The following is a 16,107-nucleotide window of genomic DNA, read 5'->3' on the forward strand; positions in this document are numbered from 1 at the left end:
TGCCCTTGCAACGGGCGGGTGACAGTGTTTCGCGCGGGTAAAGGCGGTCATCCACCGGGGAAACGGGGCGTTGCTTGAGGACATCGATAACAACTTGTCCCAGGAGCATTGCCATGAGATTTCCTGTCATCGCCGTTTCTGCCGCCGCGCTGGCGGCCGCACTTACCGGCTGCGTGGTAGCGCCCGCGCAACCTGTGTACGCAGCGCCTCCGGGCGTGGCGTATGTCGCGCCGACTTATGTGTCGCCTGGTGTGGGCTTCGTGTGGGCCTATCACCCGCGCTATGGCTGGGGCTGGCACCACCCGCAATACGGTTGGCACCGCGGCTGGAGGTAAGGCTCGCCTCTCGCCAGGCTGCGCGTACTTCGTGTCGCTACGCCACGCCTCTACCGGAGGCAGCACCTGAGGTCCGGCGAAGCCGGTTCCTCGGTGTTTCTGGAGGGGATGAAGGAATGGATGCCGCGGCTTCGCGCGGCATCGGTGGAGCCGATCAGCTCGGCTCTGCGCTCTTGAAGAGCGCCGCGACCTTGCGCTTGCTCTTGATGTTGCTCGAAATGCCACGTGCGGGCGCTGCCTTGGCGGCGGCTTCCCAGGCTGGCGTGGTGTCGGGCTGGCCCGGTTCGTAGGGCTTGTCGAAGAACGGATCGCGCGGTGCCGATGGCGCACGGTGCGGGCGTCCGCCCCCACCACGGCGCGCGTCGCTGCCGCTCAGGCTGCTGCTGCGTTCGCGCGGCTGGTCGAGCACGTCGCGCGAGTCGCCGGCTTCGCCTTCTTCGCGCCAATGACGGCGTCCGTCGTTGATGCGGCCGCGCGGGCGGTCTTCTTCGAACTCGACGGGTTCGAGCTCGATCTTCTTCTTGATGAGCTTCTCGATGTCGGCCACCAAGCGCGCATCGTTGCCACCGCTCGCAAAGCTCACGGCCAGGCCGGAAGCGCCGGCACGGCCCGTGCGGCCGATGCGGTGCACGTAGTCTTCGGCGTTGAACGGGATGTCGAAGTTGAACACCGCCGGCACGTCCTTGATGTCGAGGCCGCGGGCCGCGACGTCGGTGCACACCAGCAGGTCGACTTCGCCGGCCTTGAACGAGGCGAGCGCCTTCAGGCGTTCGTCCTGGCTCTTGTCGCCATGCAGTGCGGTGGTACGCAGACCGTCGCGCTCCAGCGAGCGTGCGAGGCGCGCGCAGCCGAGCTTGCTGTTGACGAACACGAAGGCCTGCGTGATGCCGCGCTGCTTGACGATCTGCTTGAGGGCGCGGCGCTTGTCGTCGTCGCTCACGCTGTAGAAGTGCTGCTCGACGGTGGACGCCGTTTCGTTCGGCCGCGCCACCTCGATGGTGATCGGGTTCTGCAGGTAGCTGCTGGCAAGCCGCTTGATTTCGGGCGAGAACGTGGCCGAGAACAGCAGCGTGGTGCGCTGCTTGGGCAGGTAGCTCAGGATGCGCTGCAGGTCGGGCAGGAAGCCGATGTCGAGCATGCGGTCGGCTTCGTCGAGCACCACGTACTCGACCTGGTTGAGCACCGCGTTCTTGGCTTCGATGTGATCGAGCAGACGGCCCGGCGTGGCGACCAGCACCTCGACGCCCTTCTTCAATTCCAGCGTCTGCGGCTTCATGTCGATGCCGCCGAACACGACCGTGCTGCGCAGGTTGGTGTACTTGGCGTACAGCTTGATCTGCTGCGCGACCTGGTCGGCCAACTCGCGCGTGGGCAGCAGCACCAAGGCCCGGACCGGGTGCCGCGCGGGCGAGGTCGAGGCGTTTTCGTGCTTGAGCATGCGCTGCAGCAACGGGAGCGAGAACGCCGCCGTCTTGCCGGTGCCGGTCTGGGCGGCGCCCATCACATCCTGCCCCGAAAGCACGACCGGAATGGCCTGCTCCTGGATCGGTGTCATGGTCTCGTAGCCCATTTCGGCCACGGCGCGCGCCAGCGGTTCAGCCAGCGAAAGATTGGAGAAGGAACTTGTCATTGAGCCGGCTATTGTCGCATTGCCGCAAAAAACGGCAGTGACGGCCGCATGACAACGCCCGCGCCAACGGAATTGCTATTTATTCAATAGCAATCAGCTCAATGAAAATGGGCCTTTCAGGCCCTCGATGCTCAGAGGCTGCGTGCGTTGAAGGTGTCGCAGGACTTCATGTCGCCGTTTTGATAACCCGCGCCGAACCACTTCTGGCGCTGTGCGCTGGAGCCGTGGGTGAAGCTGTCGGGCACCACTGCACGGCCTGCGGAACGCTGCAGGGCGTCGTCGCCGATCTTCTGCGCGGCGTTCATGGCGGACTCGATGTCGCCCGGGTCAAGCCACTTCTTCGACTCTTGCGAGTGGTGGGCCCACACGCCCGCGAAGCAGTCGGCCTGCAGCTCGACGCGCACGCTCATCGCGTTGTTCTGCGTCTGGCTCAGGCGGTTGCGCATGCCGTCGACCTTGGCGGTGATGCCCAGCTCGTCCTGCACGTGATGGCCGACCTCGTGCGCAATGACGTAGGCCTGCGCGAACTCGCCCGGTGCGCCGAGCTGGTTCTTGAGCGTGTCGTAGAAGCCGAGGTCGATGTAGACCTTCTGGTCGCCGGGGCAGTAGAACGGGCCCATGGCCGATTGCCCGGTGCCGCAAGCCGTGGGCGTGACGCCGCGGAACAGCACCAGCTTGGGCGCGTGGTACGTGCCGCCGTTCTGCTTGAAGATGTCCGTCCAGACCACTTCGGTGTTGCGCAGCACGGTCGAGACGAAGGCCGCCTCGCGGTCGCCCGAAGGCGGCTTGGGCGCCGGCCCTTGATGGGGTTGCTGCTGCACCTGGGCAGGCCCGCCGCCACCGCTGAGCAAGCCCAGCACGGTGAGCGGGTTGATGCCGAAGACCCAGCCCGCGATCAGCGCGACCGCGATGGTGCCGAGGCCGATGCCGCGGCCGCCGATGAAGCCGCCACCACCACCACCTTCGTCACGGCGGTCTTCGACGTTGTCCGATTGTTCGTTGCCTTCCCATCTCATCGCGATCTCCTTACCGGCTTTTGCAGGAGTAGTTGCCGGTGACGCAGGATGGTACTTGGGCCAGCGCCCGGCGGGGTAACCGGCCGTCAGCGCGCGGCCTGCGGGATCGTCAGGTTTTTGGCAATGTCACGCCGCGCTGACCCTGGTACTTGCCGCCACGGTCCTTGTAGCTGGTCTCGCAAACCTCGTCGCTCTCGAAGAACAGCACCTGCGCGCAGCCTTCGCCCGCGTAGATCTTGGCGGGCAGCGGCGTGGTGTTGCTGAATTCGAGCGTCACGTAGCCTTCCCATTCGGGCTCGAAGGGGGTCACGTTGACGATGATCCCGCAGCGCGCATACGTGCTCTTGCCCAGGCAGATGGTCAGCACGTTGCGCGGGATGCGGAAGTACTCGACGGTGCGCGCCAGCGCGAAGCTGTTGGGCGGGATGATGCAGTAGTCGCCGTGCATGTCGACGAAGCTCTTCTCGTCGAAATTCTTCGGGTCGACCACGGTGCTGTGGATGTTGGTGAAGACCTTGAATTCGGGCGCGCACCGGATGTCGTAGCCATAGCTCGAGGTGCCGTAGCTGATGATCTTGTGGCCGTCGCTCTCGCGCACCTGGCCGGGCTCGAAGGGCTCGATCATGCCGTTCTGCTCGGCCATGCGCCGGATCCATTTGTCGCTCTTGATGCTCATATGCGGTCGCTGCTGCTGCGGGGGAAATGGCGCGAATTGTGGCATGCCGGTTCGCGCGCGCGGCTTGAGGCTATCCTGCCCCGCACAACGACAAGACGGGCCCGCGGCAGCGCCGGCCACAGACCATGAACCCAGAAAACCAGCCACGCCCCGCCGGGCTTACCCCAGGCGCACCGGGCGATCGCATGTTGCGCATGTCGCGCAAGACCCAGGCGCTGCTCGGCCTGGCGCTGTTCCTGATCGGCCTTGTGACGATGGGCGTCGCGCTGGCCGGTGCGATCGGCGGCGCGATCGCGGGGGGATGCTGCGGCGGCCACGGTGGCGGCTCGTCCGTCTCGTCGTTCTGGACCGGCGCCGGTTTCGTTGCGAGCGGCTTCGGCCTTGCCTTGTTGCTGGCGGCGGCGCTGGCGTGGCGGACCCGAACGATTTCCATCGTGTATTTCGGCGCGGTGGGCCTGTTCATGGGCTTCGGCGCGGTGTCAGATTGGTCGCGTGAGCGCGAGGCGGCGCGCGAGGCAGCCAAGGGCGCCGTAGCCTTCGCGCCCTGGCGAAACTCTCACGACAAGAACCTGGCGGCAATTCGTGAAGCCATGGAAGCGGACGATCCCGTCGCGCTCGAAACCGCGGGCACGGCGTGCCTGGAATTCATCAAGACGGTGCCCCCCGAATTCCAGAGGCAGATCGACGCGTACACATGCGGCATGGCTGCGCTGGACTACTCCGGGCGACTCGACGATGCGTTCAAGGCCAACGCGTGGCGCATTCTTGACCGCTCGCTGGAACAAGCGCAGCAGCAGGCCAAGAAATCCGGGTCATGGCGCGGCGCCAGCATCGACCCCGCCCATACCGCCTGCTTTGTCGGCCTGGCGGAGCGCGACGACGACGCCCCCTGGCTCATGAAGGCGGAAGACGTGTCGGCCACCCTTGCGCTTCGCGAAGCCGGGGCCATCGCCAAGCCACAAGGCCCCGTTCCCACCGATATGCTGAGGGTGCTGGCCAGCCATCGCGCGCCGCCGCTGCGCGCAGGCGAAGGGGCGCTGCAGCGCCTTTTTGGCTACGCGCTCTCCCAGCGCCGCATGGACATCGTCGAGGCCATCTCCAGGCAGGTGAATGGCCGCTTCGCATGGTGCGCCGAAGGCGGCGCCTACGCTCGCAACCTCGTCAGCGCGATCAGCCCGTCCAGCCAGGGGCGCGTCTGGAAGGAAGGCGAGGCAGCGCTCTTCCAGGCCATCGCATCCTGGCCACAAGAGCCTTGGCGCGAAATAGCGAACACCTACCTCGGAGAATTCACCCGCAGCGACGACACACGACCGCGAAGCGAGGCGCTGGCTTCATGCCAGAGCGCGGCAGCACGCATCGCCGCCTTGCGGCCCGGCGCGGACCGTGGGTCGTTGATCGAGACCTGCCGGGCCTCGTAGGCCCTGCAAACGCTGCCCGTCAGCCCGCCTGCGAAATCACCGTGCGCTCGACCAGCCGGTCGTCGCCCAGCACGATCATCGCGAACAGCATCTCTTCGAGGTTGTTCGCCAGCGAGGTCTTGCGCGCCAGCAGCGGCGTGGCCGAAGGGTTGAGCACCAGGAAGTCGGCCTCGCAGCCGGGCTGCAGGTTGCCCACCACGCCATCGAGCCCCAGCGAACGCGCCGCGCCGCCGGTGTGGTGCCACCACAGCCGCGAGGGCGCGATGCTCAGGCCGGCCTTGGTCTGGCCTTCACGGCCCACGTAGTAGGCCGCCAGCATCGTGTGGAAGGGGCTGAAGCTGGTGCCGCCGCCCACGTCGCTTGCCAGCCCATAGGGCGACTCGATGCGGTCGGCCGCGCCGAAGTCGAAGAAGCCGCTGCCCAGGAACAGGTTGCTCGTGGGGCTCACTGCGGCTGCCGTCTTCGTTTCGCGCATCAGGCGGCGGTCTTCGTCGTCGATGTAGATGCAGTGCGCGTACACGGCACGCTCGCGCATCAGGCCGAAGCCCGCGTACACGTCGAGGTAAGAGCGCGACTTGGGGTACAGCTCGCGCGCCCATTGCACTTCGTCACGGTTCTCAGCCACGTGCGACTGGATCCAGGTGTCGCCGTACTTCGCCGCCAGTTCGCCCGCGCCGCGCATCTGCGCATCGGTGCTGGTGGGGGCAAAGCGCGGCGTGATGGCGTAGCCCAGGCGATCGACGTTGTGCCACTTGCGGATCAGCGCTTCGGAATCGATCAGGCTCTGCTCGGTCTGGTCGCGCACGCCGTCGGGCGAGTTGCGGTCCTGCAGCACCTTGCCGGTCACCATGCGCAGTTGGCGGCGCTGCGCGCTCTCGAAGAAAGCATCGACCGAGGCCACGTGCGAGGTCGCGAAGGTCAGCGACGTGGTCACGCCGTTGCGCAGCAGCTCGTCGAAGAACACGTCGGCCACTTCGCGCGAATGCGCAGGGTCGACGAACTTGCTTTCGGCCGGAAAGGTGTAGTTCTCCAGCCAGGGCAGCAGTCCCGGCGAAGGCGCGCCGATGATGTCGGTCTGCGGATAGTGGATGTGCATGTCCACGAAGCCCGGCGCAAGAATGCGCCCCGGCAGGTGGGTCACTTCGGCATCGGGATGGCGCGGCGCCACGGCGGCATGGCTCCCGGCATCGAGCACGCGCTGGCGGCCGGTGGCATCGGGGGCGACGACCAGCAGGCCGTCTTCATCGAAAACGGGCTGGCCTGCGGCGTCGAATCGCAGGAGGGAGGCGCGGTAGGCTTTTTTCATCGTGGCTGCGGAGGGTAATCCAGCCCCGCGCCGCCGCAATTTCCATGCGCATATGAGTGCTATATGCCGAACGCACTCACCGCGGCAGCGCGCGCGACTGGATGTCGAAGGGCACGCCGGACGGAATGGGCGGGTCGCTGTCCTTGTGCTTCGTCAGCAGCCCGTACTTCGATTCGATGAAATAAACCGTGTCCCCCAGCACCGCGCCCGAAGACGGATCGTTCAGGCCCGCCACCACGGTCTGCAGGCCCAGCTTCGTGCCGTCGATGCGCGCCGCGGTGATCTGCCCGCCATAGGGCCCGTCGCCGAAGGCATTGCTCTCGAACAGCACGAGATGGCTGGGCTTCCAGGCGCGGATCGCGTCGACGTTCTTCATCGTGCGCGGCGCCTCGATGCGCGTGACTTTGCCGGCCTTGCCATCGGCGCCGAGATCGATGCGCAACAAATAGGAAGCCGCTGCCACAAGGCTCACATACACATCGCGCCCACCATCGATGGCGATGCCGTTCAGCCCCTTGTAGGGCCCCTCCCCGGCCAGCGCCGGGTCTTCCTTCCAGACCGTCAGCGCCGTGGCGCCGGGCGCGAGCTTCAGCACGCGCGGGTGGTAGGAATCCGTCACGTAGAGATTGCCGCGTGCGTCCTGCGCGAGGTCGTTGCAATAGCCGTTGTCGGGCATCGCGTAGCTTGCGCGCGGCGCACCGGTGGCCAGGTCGTAGCGCTTGAGCGCGCTCGGCGTCTGCGGCACGGTGGTGAAGCCGCTGTTGCCCGAGCAGACCCACAGCGACCGATGTTTCGCATCGACCAGCACGCCCTGCCCGTTCGCCAGGCCATTGGCGCCGGGCTTGACCAGCACCTCGGCCTTCGGCGCGGCGCCCGGCTTCAACCGCGCGATCGCGCCCTGCCGCCAGCTGCCGACATAGAACGTGCCGTCCGGCCCGATGGCCATGCTTTCCGGATACCAGTCTTCGGGCAGCGCCTGCACGGCAGGCGGCGCCGCGATGGCCGCCGTCGCCGTGGCAAGCGCGAGCAGCGCGCCGATCAGCTGCATACGCCTGCTCATTGCCACACGCGAAACACGCGCCCCGTCAGCGGACCTTCGACGCTGCGCACATAGGCCAGCGCCACGCGCGCGGCCGGTACGGTTTCAACGCCCGGAAAGAGCGCGCCATACGCGGCCGCCGATTCGGTCAGCAGCGTCGGGCTCACCGCGTTGATGCGCAGGCCGCGCGGCAGCTCGATCGCCGCACCGCGCACAAAGCCCTCGACGCCTGCATTCACGGCCGCCGCATTGCCTCCGCCACGAACAGGGTCATCGGCCGCGACGCCCGTGGTCAGCGTGATCGAGCCACCATCGCGCAACACATGCTGGCCGAGCAGCGCGAGCCGCACCTGGCCCAGCAGCTTGTCCTGCAGGCCGACGTTGAAGTTCGCCGGCGTCATCTCCGCCACCGGCCCGAAGAACAGCCCACCCGCCGCCGACACGATGGCATCGACACGCCCCACCGCCGCATACAGCGCCTCGACGCTGGCATCGCTGGTGATGTCGACCTGCCGGTCGCCGCGCGTGCGGCCCGCACGCACCACCTCGTGCCCGCGCGCAGCCAGCACCTGTGCCACCGCGCTGCCAATGGCGCCTGTCGCGCCCACCACAAGAATCTTCATGAAGAACTCCGCCTAAGTGAATCAATGAAGCGGCCATTGTTTTGCGAACCATTGATTTGATAAATTGGCATTTAGTTCGGTCATTCAGAACCCAGAGTTATCAATATGGACAAGCTCCGCGCCATGGAAGTCTTCGTCGCCACGGTCGATGCGGGCAGCTTCGCGGCCGCCGCCGAGGCGCTCGACCTGTCGGCCGTGATGGTCGGCAAGCACATCCGCGCGCTCGAAGAGCAACTGGGCGCGCGGCTGCTCGAGCGCACCACCCGCCGCCACGCACTGACCGAGATCGGCGCCGCCTACCTGGAGCGCTGCCGCGACGTGCTGGCCAGCGTGCACACCGCCGACGGCGTGGCCGAATCGCTGCGCGCCATGCCGCAGGGCGTGCTGCGCGTTACCGCGCCCGTGGCCTATGGCGCGAACCGGCTCACGCCGGTGATCGGCGACTACATCGCTGCCTATCCGCAGGTGAAGGTGGACCTGAGCCTCAACGACCGCGTGGTCGATCTGGCGGAAGAAGGCTTCGACTGCGGCATTCGCTCGGGTGCGGCTGTGGACGAACGCCTGATCGCGCGGCCACTCGCGCTGGCGCGCATGTTCGCGGTCGCGAGCCCCGCATGGGTCGCGCGCCACGGCCGGCCCAAGCATCCGTCAGAGCTCGAAGCCTTCCCGCTGCTGGGCTTTGCCACCTGGGGCCCGAACCATTCATGGCGCTTCACGCGCGACGGCCAGACAGTGCACGTGCCCGTGCGCGGCCCGCTCACCACCAACAACGGACAGGCCCTGCTGGCAGCGGCGATGGCCGGCGTGGGCGTGATCGTGCAGGCCGATGCGCTGCTCGGCCCCGCGCTGGCCTCGGGGCAGGTGGTTCAGCTGCTGCCCGACTGGGAACTGCCGACGCGCAAGGTGCACATCCTGCGCTTGCCCGAGGCGCGGCCCAGCGCCAAGCTGCGCACCTTCGTCGACTTCGTGGTCGAGCGGCTGGGTTAGCGCGTCACGCGCCCCTGCACGCCTTCGACCAGCCAGTTCATCTTCAGGATCTGGTCGTCGCTCAGTTGCGCGCCCTTCGCGATGACGACGTGGCCTTCGTTGTCGCGCACGTCGGCCGCCACCGCACGGAACGGCTGCAGCTTGCCCGCCGCGATGTCCTTCTGCCGCGCCAGCACCTCGTCCTGCACGGCCTTGGGCACCTTGGTGCCGAAGTCGCCGACGCGGATCATTCCTTCCTTCACGCCGCCCCAGAGGTTGCCGCTCTTCCAGCTGCCGTCGAGCACCGCCCGCGCGCGCTGCGTGTAGTAGCCGCCCCATTGGTGCGTGACCGCGACGATCTGCGCGTCGGGCGCGATCTTGCGCATGTCGGAGTGGTACGCAATGGCCAGCTTGCCGCGCTCCTGCGCCGCCGACATCACGGCGGTCGAACCGGTGTGGAAGGCCACCACGTCGGCGTTCTGGTTGAACAGCGTCATGGCCGCATCGCGCTCCTTCGGCGGATCGAACCACTCGTTGAGCCACACCACGATCACCTTGGCGTTCGGGTTCACCGAGCGCATGCCCAGCGCGAAAGCGTTGATGCCCTGCAGCACTTCCGGAATCGGAAAGCCGGCGACGTAGCCCGCCACGTTCGTCTTCGTCATGCGGCCCGCGGCGATGCCGGCGAGATAGCGGCCCTCGTAGTAGCGCGCGTTGGCTGTCGCGACGTTCGGCGTGGTCTTGTAGCCGGTGATCGATTCGAACTTCACGTCGGGGAAGTCTCTCGCCACCTTGAGCGTCGGCTCCATGTAGCCGAAGCTCGGCGTGAAGATCAGCTTGTTGCCCTGCTGCGCGAGGTCGCGGATCACGCGTTCGGCATCGGCGCCTTCGGCCACGTTCTCGACGAAGGTGGTCTTTACCTTTGCGCCCAGCGCCGCCTCGACGGCCTTGCGGCCCTCTTCATGCTGGCGCACCCAGCCGGCATCGGTGACCGGCGTGACGTAGACAAAGCCGATCTTCAAAGGCTCCTTGAGCGCCTGTGTTTGAGAAAAAACGGGAGATAAAAAGCAAGCGGCTGCCAGCGCCAGAACGGCGCGGCCCGCGAGGTTTTTGTACATGGTGGTCCTCTACATGGCCCCGGAAAAGCAAAAACCCGCAGCCGGCCGGGACGCCCGGCTGCGGGGTGCGGATTTTAGTGCGGGGCTTTCTCAGGCCTGCAGAGCCACCTCCGCACGTGCACCCGCCACGCCATAGCGAGGCGCGGGCGCCGAGCTGGAAAGCCGGGCCGACATGGCACGGCGCGCCGCCTCGAAGGCATCCCACTCGGCCTGGCTCGGCAACGCGGGAATGGTGACCTGCTCGCCCAGGTCGAGCCCGGCCAGGGCCGCGTCGACCATGTCTTCGGCGCTCATGACGATCTCCGTCGGAAGGTGCTGCACCGGCAGGCCGGCAATGTCCCAGAACTCGGTGGCCGTGGCGCCCGGCAACACCGCCTGCACGCGCACGCCCTTGTCGCCTAACTCATGCTGCAGCGACTGGCTCAAGGCCAGCACGAAGGCCTTGCTGCCGCCGTACACGCCGTTGAGCGTTTCGGGCGAGACCGCCACGATGGACGAGATGTTCACGATGGTTCCCCCGCCACGGGCCACGAAGCCCGGCGCGGCCGCGTAGGTCAGCCGCGTGAGCGCGTTCACGTTGATCGCGAGCATCTCTTCCATCTTCTCGATGTCCGAAGCCAGCAGCGGCGCGGTGGCGCCCACGCCGGCGTTGTTCACCAGCAGCGTCAGGTCGCGGTTGGTGCGGATGGCGGCCTCGACGCGCGCGATGTCCTGCTTGTTCGTCAAGTCGGCGGCGATGGTTTCGATCTTGCGTCCCGTCTGCGCCGCCAGCCGGTCGGCCAGCGCCTGCAGGCGGGCCTGGTTGCGCGCAACCAGAACAAGATCGAAGCCACGGCGCGCCAGCCGGTCGGCATAAACGGCGCCGATGCCCGAAGAAGCGCCGGTGATGAGGGCTGTGCCCTGTTGTGTCGAAGTCATGATGAAGCTTTCCTTTTGTCGCCACGTTGTTGTGGGCGTGAAGGAAGTTTCTTCTTTCAAGGCAATGGCGTAAATGCCATATAAGCCTCCTTTTATGCCACTTCGGCCGCCTGCTTCGCCACGCGGCGCACGGCCTGCGGCGGCTGGCCCAGCGTGCGCAGAAAGGCGCGCCGCATGCGCTCGGGATCGCCGAAGCCCGTCTCGCTGGCAACCACGTTGAGCGCGAGCCCGCCTGCATCGATCAGCAGGCGCGCCGCTTCCACGCGCAAGGTCTCGACGGCATGCGCTGGCGACTGGCCGGTCTCGGACTTGAAGGCGCGGCTGAACTGGCGCGGGCTCAGGTGCGCCACTTCGGCCAGGTCTTCCACCGACAGCGGATCGCGCAGGTTGGCCCGCGCATGCGCCAGCGCCTGCTGGATGCGGTCCGACTTGGGCGCCAGTTCCAGCAGCGCCGAATACTGCGATTGCCCGCCCGCCCTGCGGTGGTACACGACGAGCTTCTTTGCCGCCATGCGCGCGACTTCGACGCCCAGGTCCTGCTCCACCAGCGCCAGCATGAGGTCGATGCCCGCCGTCATGCCGGCCGAGGTCCAGAGCGTGCCGTCGTTGATGAAGATGCGATCCGGCTGCACCTTGGCGAGCGGATGGCGCTTTTGCAGCTCCTGCGCAAAGGCCCAGTGCGTGGTGACGCGCCGCCCGTCGAGCAGGCCCGCGTCAGCCAGCCCGAAGGCGCCGGTGCAGATGCTCGCCAGCCGGCGCGAACTGCGCCCGCCCGCCCGCAGCATCTTGCACAGGGTGGCCGACGTGGGCTCGATGGTCAGCGCGCCGGTCATCACCAGCGTGTCGAACTTCGAGGCCGTGAACCGCCTGGTTTCGACGCTGATGCCCGACGAGCTGGGCGTGAGCCCGCCGGTCTCGGAAAGCAGCTCCACGCCATAGATCGGCTGACCCATGTGCTGGTTCGCCAGCTCGAAGACGGCAAGGGCGGCCAGGTCGAGGATCTGGAAACCCGGAAAGACGACGACGGCGATGCGCTTCATCACGATGTCCTGAAAAGAGGGGATTTTGATATTCAGGACAAAAGCTTACGGAGCATCCAGGGTTCGGTCAAACAGCGTCCATGCGCCGCTCGCGATGGGTGACGCCGCCAATCGGCAGGCGCCAGATCGGCTGCATCGCCACACAATGAGTTCTCGCCCCATGACGAACTCGACAACCCACGCCTCGCGCAGCGCATCCGCGCCCGACCCCACCAGCAGTGCCAACGAACACTGGCAGCGCAATCTCTTCGTCTGCATGTTCGGCTCTTTCACCACCATCGTGGCGATGACGCTGCTGCTGCCCTTCCTGCCGCTCTACGTCGAGCAACTGGGCGTGAAGGACCATGCGGCCATCGTGCAGTGGTCCGGCGTGGCCTACGGTGCGACCTTCTTCACCGCCGCGCTGGTGGCGCCACTGTGGGGCCGGCTGGCCGACCGCTACGGGCGCAAGCCGATGCTGATCCGCGCCAGCCTGGGCATGGCGGTGGCGATGGCGCTGATCGGCATGGCGGGCAATGTCTGGCAGCTCGTCGGGCTGCGGCTGCTCGCGGGGCTGCTGGGCGGTTATGCCTCGGGCTCGATGGTGCTGGTCGCCACGCAGACGCCCAAGGCGCGCACCGGCTGGGCGCTGGGCACGATGTCGTCGGCCATCATGGCGGGCAACCTCGTGGGCCCGCTGGTCGGCGGCGCGCTGCCGCCACTCATCGGCATCCGCGCGACCTTCTTCGCGGCGGGCGCGATGATCTTCGTGGCCTTTCTCGCCACCGCCTTCCTCATTCGCGAAGAGAAGAAGGCGCCTTCGACCGCGAAGCAGCGCGACGACGCCGGCAGCGGCTGGGCCGCCGTTCCCGACAAGCGCCCGTTGGTCGCCATGCTCTTCACCGGCATGCTGCTGATGCTCGCCAACATGTCGATCGAGCCGATCATCACGGTCTACGTGGCCACGCTGGTCGAAGACCCGAATCGCGTGACGATGATGGCCGGGCTCGTGATGTCGGCCGCGGCGCTGGGCAGCATCCTGTCGGCCTCGCGGCTGGGCAAGCTGGCCGACCGCGTGGGGCACTGGAACGTGATCGTGGGCTGCCTTGCGGTGTCGGCGGTGCTGCTGATTCCGCAGGCCTTCGTCACCTCGGGCTGGCAGCTGGTGGTGCTGCGCTTCCTGATGGGGCTGTCGCTCGGCGGGCTGCTGCCCTGCATCGCGAGCGTGATCCGCCACAACGTGCCTGAGCGTGTGGCGGGCAACATGCTGGGCTACTCGACCTCGGCGCAGTACACGGGCCAGGTCACGGGGCCACTGCTTGGCGGCTTCGTGGGCGGGCACATCGGCATGCGTGCCGTGTTCCTCGGCACCTGCGTGCTGATGGCCGCGGGTGCCGGGTGGAACTGGCTGGCGAAGCGGCGGCAGCCTTCCTGAACCACCGCCGCTTCGCGTTGCACCGATGCGGCGCTCTTACTCGCTGATGACCGCGCTGCTGTAGGCCGCGTCGCCCTTGATCTCCGACTCCGAGAACGGCACCTTCAGCCACTGCCCGGCGCTGTAGGCGCGGGTGTAGTCGGCGTTGTGCGCCGATGCGGGGTCGTCCGACAGCGAGAAGGTCAGGAAGGTGTGGGCCTCCACGCCGCCTTCAGGGAACCGCACGATCTGCATGTAGCTGTTGCCGTTGGGGTTGGCGTCCATCGTGTAGCCGCCCTTGTCGAGGCGGTTTTCTGAACACGAGATGGTGAAGTAGCCCGGCCCCCCGCAGCCGCCGTACAGCGGAATCTTCTTGTCGCCGCGCGTGGCGAACAGGTAGTCGCCGCGTTGTGCGTCGGGTGCGTAGCCGCTGGCCTCGACGCGCACGATGGCCGCACCGAAGGCCTGCGCCAGCGCGGTGGCCTCGCTGGTGTTCAGGTCGCGCGGCGTGTGGACCGGGTCCTTCGCATCGAAGGGCTTGTCGTAGGCCGTCGCCGGCAGCTTCACGCGGCTCCAGAACTCGTCCCACAGGTGCGCGCCCCGCGCGGTGGCAACGCCGGTGTTGTCCCACGCGCGCAGCGCGGCGCAGGCCGCGCCGGTGTTGACGGTGTGCCCGGCGACCGTCGGATCGATCGGGTCCTTGGCGACGGTGATCGTCGGCGACGCGCACACCATGTCCAGCGCCTTGTCCTTGAAAAGCTCGGCCGTCAGCACGCGGCTGTTGAGCACCATGCGCTTGACGGTGTCGACGGTCGCGCCCTTGGCGCCGTAGCTGTCGGTGCCGCCAAGGCGGCTCTGCGCCAGCACGTTGCCCATGCGCGTGCGGAAGCTCACGGCCTCGGTGCCGGCCGGTCCCATGATGTCGGGGTAGCCCGTCAGCGGCGCGTTCGGATTGGCGAGCCAGTAGCTGTCGTTCATGTTGGCGACGTAGTCGTCGCGCATCAGGCTGGGCATGCGCGAGGGGCCGATGGCGCCCTTCTGCGCCGAGTCGGCGTCGGTCTGCCAGTCGCAGGCGCTGCGCGAACCGTCGAAGACCGGCACGCGCGCAAGCGCCGCCCTGAGCGTCTGGCCAGCCGTGCTCGTGCTGGAGCACTTCGCCATCTGGTCGGCCGACACGTTGGGCACGGCGCCGATGTCGGCATACCAGGCCTTGGCGCTGCCGCGGCCCACGGCCACGGTGTTGACCCACGGAATGGCCGCTTCCTCGCGCTGGATGGCGGTGAACTCGTCGAGCGACTTCGCCTGGTTCCAGCGCAGCCAGTTGCGGAAGGTGCGGTAGTTCTCGCCGTTGATGTCGCGGATGGCGTAGGCGGTGCTCTGGCTCCAAAGCGGCAGCTTGTCGCTGAGGTACGTGAGGTTGAGCATCGGCCCGTACTCCGACTTGTAGAGCGTGCGCGTCACGGTCGTCGTGCTGCCGTCGGCCTGCTTCACCTTGACGGTGATTTCATGCGCCTGCATCTTCACGGCGTTGCCGTCGCGCATGTAGCTGGTCGGGTCGCCCGCGGCGAGCGTCAGCTCGTAGACCCCGAAGCGCTTGGCGGTCGACACGGTGTGGCTCCACGCGATGTTGTCGTTGAAGCCGATGAGCATCACCGGAATGCCCAGGAACGACGTGCCGCTGATGTTGAGCTGGCCCGGAATCGTGAGCTGCGCCTGGTAGAAGCGATCGGGCCCGCGCCAGTACCAGTGGGGGTTGCCGAACAGCAGCGGGCTGGCGTCGCCGGTGGCAGCCGTGCCGAAGCCGATCATGTTGCTGCCCACGCCTTCCTTGCCGCCCACCTGCATCTCGGGCTCGGGAATGTCGCGCAGGGCAAGCTGCAATGCGTGCTTCTTGTTGTTGTGGCCGTGGTTGCGGCTGTGTGCCGCGACCTTCGCGGGCGCAGTTGGCGAAGGCGGCATCGCATTGGCGATGTGCGCCAGGAAATTGCTGTAGCCGCCCGCAAGATTGGCCGCGTACATGCGGCGATAGATGTCGTCGGTCGTGATCGGCTGGACCCACGCCTCGCTGCGGCAGGCCGCATGCGCGGTGCCGCTGGCCTTGGCATCGCGCACGTAGCGGTTGTAGCCCGCTGCAAAACCCTCGACCAGCTTCTTCAGGTTGTCGGGTTGCGCGTCGATCATCTTCTTCAGCACATCGGGCGAGATCACGTGCCGGTGGAAGAAGTCGGAGTCGATGTTCTTCGGCCGGCCGATGGTGCTGCCGGCCACCAGCAGCGCGTCGCCGCCCAGGTACTGCGAGCGCTCGCCGCGGTAGGTCAGGAACGAGTCGGCCATCGTGCAGAGGTTGTCTTGCGCCTGCGCATAGCCGTAGCCGTAACCCGCGCCGGCCCAGTTGTCGGCCTTGATGTGCGGCACGCCCATCGCGGTGCGGCGGATCTCGGCCTTGTAGGTGCTTGCGGCGGGCGGTGGGCTGCCCGGGTCTGGTGGCGGCAGGAACGAAAAGCCGTTGCCTCCGCCACCACCGCATGCGGTCAGGGTGGCGGCTGCGGCGAGCGCGAGCAAAGACAGCGGCATGGCGCCGCGACGTGTGATTGTTCTCATGGAGTCTCCAGTTGATGCTCTCTTGATG

General features: G+C 67.2%; 14 protein-coding genes. 4 read left to right on the forward strand and 10 right to left on the reverse strand.

The features are described from left to right. Window positions 1-113: 113 nt before the first annotated feature. The gene (locus ACGLHS_RS07080) at window positions 114-335 is read left to right on the forward strand and encodes a hypothetical protein (protein ID WP_093239422.1); all 222 of its coding nucleotides are present in this window, start codon (window positions 114-116) and stop codon (window positions 333-335) included. A 154-nt stretch (window positions 336-489) separates the two neighbouring features. Here ACGLHS_RS07080 and ACGLHS_RS07085 read toward each other — a convergent pair whose 3' ends face one another. From ACGLHS_RS07085 to dcd, 3 genes are all read right to left on the reverse strand, one after another. Further along, window positions 490-1,965 (reverse strand): DEAD/DEAH box helicase, encoded by a 1,476-nt coding sequence (locus ACGLHS_RS07085; RefSeq protein WP_093238622.1) that lies wholly within the window; start codon window positions 1,963-1,965, stop codon window positions 490-492. 131 nt (window positions 1,966-2,096) lie between these two features. Next, complete coding sequence (locus ACGLHS_RS07090; protein WP_394478234.1) at window positions 2,097-2,981, reverse strand: neutral zinc metallopeptidase; 885 nt, start codon at window positions 2,979-2,981, stop codon at window positions 2,097-2,099. Window positions 2,982-3,090: 109 nt separating this feature from the next. Then, window positions 3,091-3,657 carry a dCTP deaminase gene (gene dcd / locus ACGLHS_RS07095; RefSeq protein ID WP_093058509.1) on the reverse strand — a complete coding sequence of 189 codons (567 nt, stop codon included), beginning with the start codon at window positions 3,655-3,657 and terminating at the stop codon, window positions 3,091-3,093. A 125-nt stretch (window positions 3,658-3,782) separates the two neighbouring features. Between dcd and ACGLHS_RS07100 the strand changes: the two genes are divergently transcribed. Next, on the forward strand, window positions 3,783-5,075 hold the full coding sequence (locus ACGLHS_RS07100) for a hypothetical protein (RefSeq protein WP_394478237.1): 1,293 nt from the start codon (window positions 3,783-3,785) through the stop codon (window positions 5,073-5,075). 19 nt (window positions 5,076-5,094) lie between these two features. On the opposite strand, the gene guaD is transcribed toward ACGLHS_RS07100, so the two are convergent. From guaD to ACGLHS_RS07115, 3 genes are all read right to left on the reverse strand, one after another. Further along, window positions 5,095-6,381, reverse strand: coding sequence for a guanine deaminase (gene guaD / locus ACGLHS_RS07105; protein WP_394478239.1), 1,287 nt, complete (start codon window positions 6,379-6,381; stop codon window positions 5,095-5,097). A 76-nt stretch (window positions 6,382-6,457) separates the two neighbouring features. After that, window positions 6,458-7,429 (reverse strand): SMP-30/gluconolactonase/LRE family protein, encoded by a 972-nt coding sequence (locus ACGLHS_RS07110; protein WP_394478241.1) that lies wholly within the window; start codon window positions 7,427-7,429, stop codon window positions 6,458-6,460. 8 nt (window positions 7,430-7,437) lie between these two features. Continuing rightward, window positions 7,438-8,043 (reverse strand): short chain dehydrogenase, encoded by a 606-nt coding sequence (locus tag ACGLHS_RS07115; RefSeq protein WP_394478243.1) that lies wholly within the window; start codon window positions 8,041-8,043, stop codon window positions 7,438-7,440. Between the two features lie 105 nt (window positions 8,044-8,148). Here ACGLHS_RS07115 and ACGLHS_RS07120 point away from each other — a divergent pair, with 105 nt between their 5' ends. Next, complete coding sequence (locus ACGLHS_RS07120; protein ID WP_394478245.1) at window positions 8,149-9,030, forward strand: LysR family transcriptional regulator; 882 nt, start codon at window positions 8,149-8,151, stop codon at window positions 9,028-9,030. Here ACGLHS_RS07120 and ACGLHS_RS07125 read toward each other — a convergent pair. The 3 genes from ACGLHS_RS07125 to ACGLHS_RS07135 all read right to left on the reverse strand — a co-directional run bounded on the left by ACGLHS_RS07125 (window position 9,027) and on the right by ACGLHS_RS07135 (window position 12,085). Continuing rightward, on the reverse strand, window positions 9,027-10,127 hold the full coding sequence (locus ACGLHS_RS07125; RefSeq protein ID WP_394478247.1) for a BMP family ABC transporter substrate-binding protein: 1,101 nt from the start codon (window positions 10,125-10,127) through the stop codon (window positions 9,027-9,029). The genes ACGLHS_RS07120 and ACGLHS_RS07125 overlap by 4 nt on opposite strands. A 90-nt stretch (window positions 10,128-10,217) precedes the next feature. Further along, complete coding sequence (locus tag ACGLHS_RS07130; RefSeq protein ID WP_394478249.1) at window positions 10,218-11,045, reverse strand: SDR family NAD(P)-dependent oxidoreductase; 828 nt, start codon at window positions 11,043-11,045, stop codon at window positions 10,218-10,220. A gap of 92 nt (window positions 11,046-11,137) precedes the next feature. Continuing rightward, a complete protein-coding gene (locus ACGLHS_RS07135) occupies window positions 11,138-12,085 on the reverse strand; it encodes a GlxA family transcriptional regulator (RefSeq protein ID WP_093238609.1) in 948 nt (315 codons plus the stop codon). Between the two features lie 160 nt (window positions 12,086-12,245). On the opposite strand from ACGLHS_RS07135, the gene ACGLHS_RS07140 reads away from it, so the two are divergent. Next, window positions 12,246-13,499, forward strand: a complete 1,254-nt coding sequence (locus ACGLHS_RS07140; protein ID WP_394478252.1) for an MFS transporter — start codon at window positions 12,246-12,248, stop codon at window positions 13,497-13,499. Between the two features lie 36 nt (window positions 13,500-13,535). Here ACGLHS_RS07140 and ACGLHS_RS07145 read toward each other — a convergent pair whose 3' ends face one another. Beyond that, window positions 13,536-16,079: a penicillin acylase family protein gene (locus ACGLHS_RS07145; RefSeq protein ID WP_394478254.1), complete on the reverse strand. Its 2,544-nt coding sequence runs from the start codon at window positions 16,077-16,079 to the stop codon at window positions 13,536-13,538. Between the last annotated feature and the right edge of the window lie 28 nt (window positions 16,080-16,107).

The organism is Variovorax sp. VaC1 (assembly GCF_043658315.1).
Taxonomy (GTDB): Bacteria; Pseudomonadota; Gammaproteobacteria; order Burkholderiales; family Burkholderiaceae_C; genus Variovorax.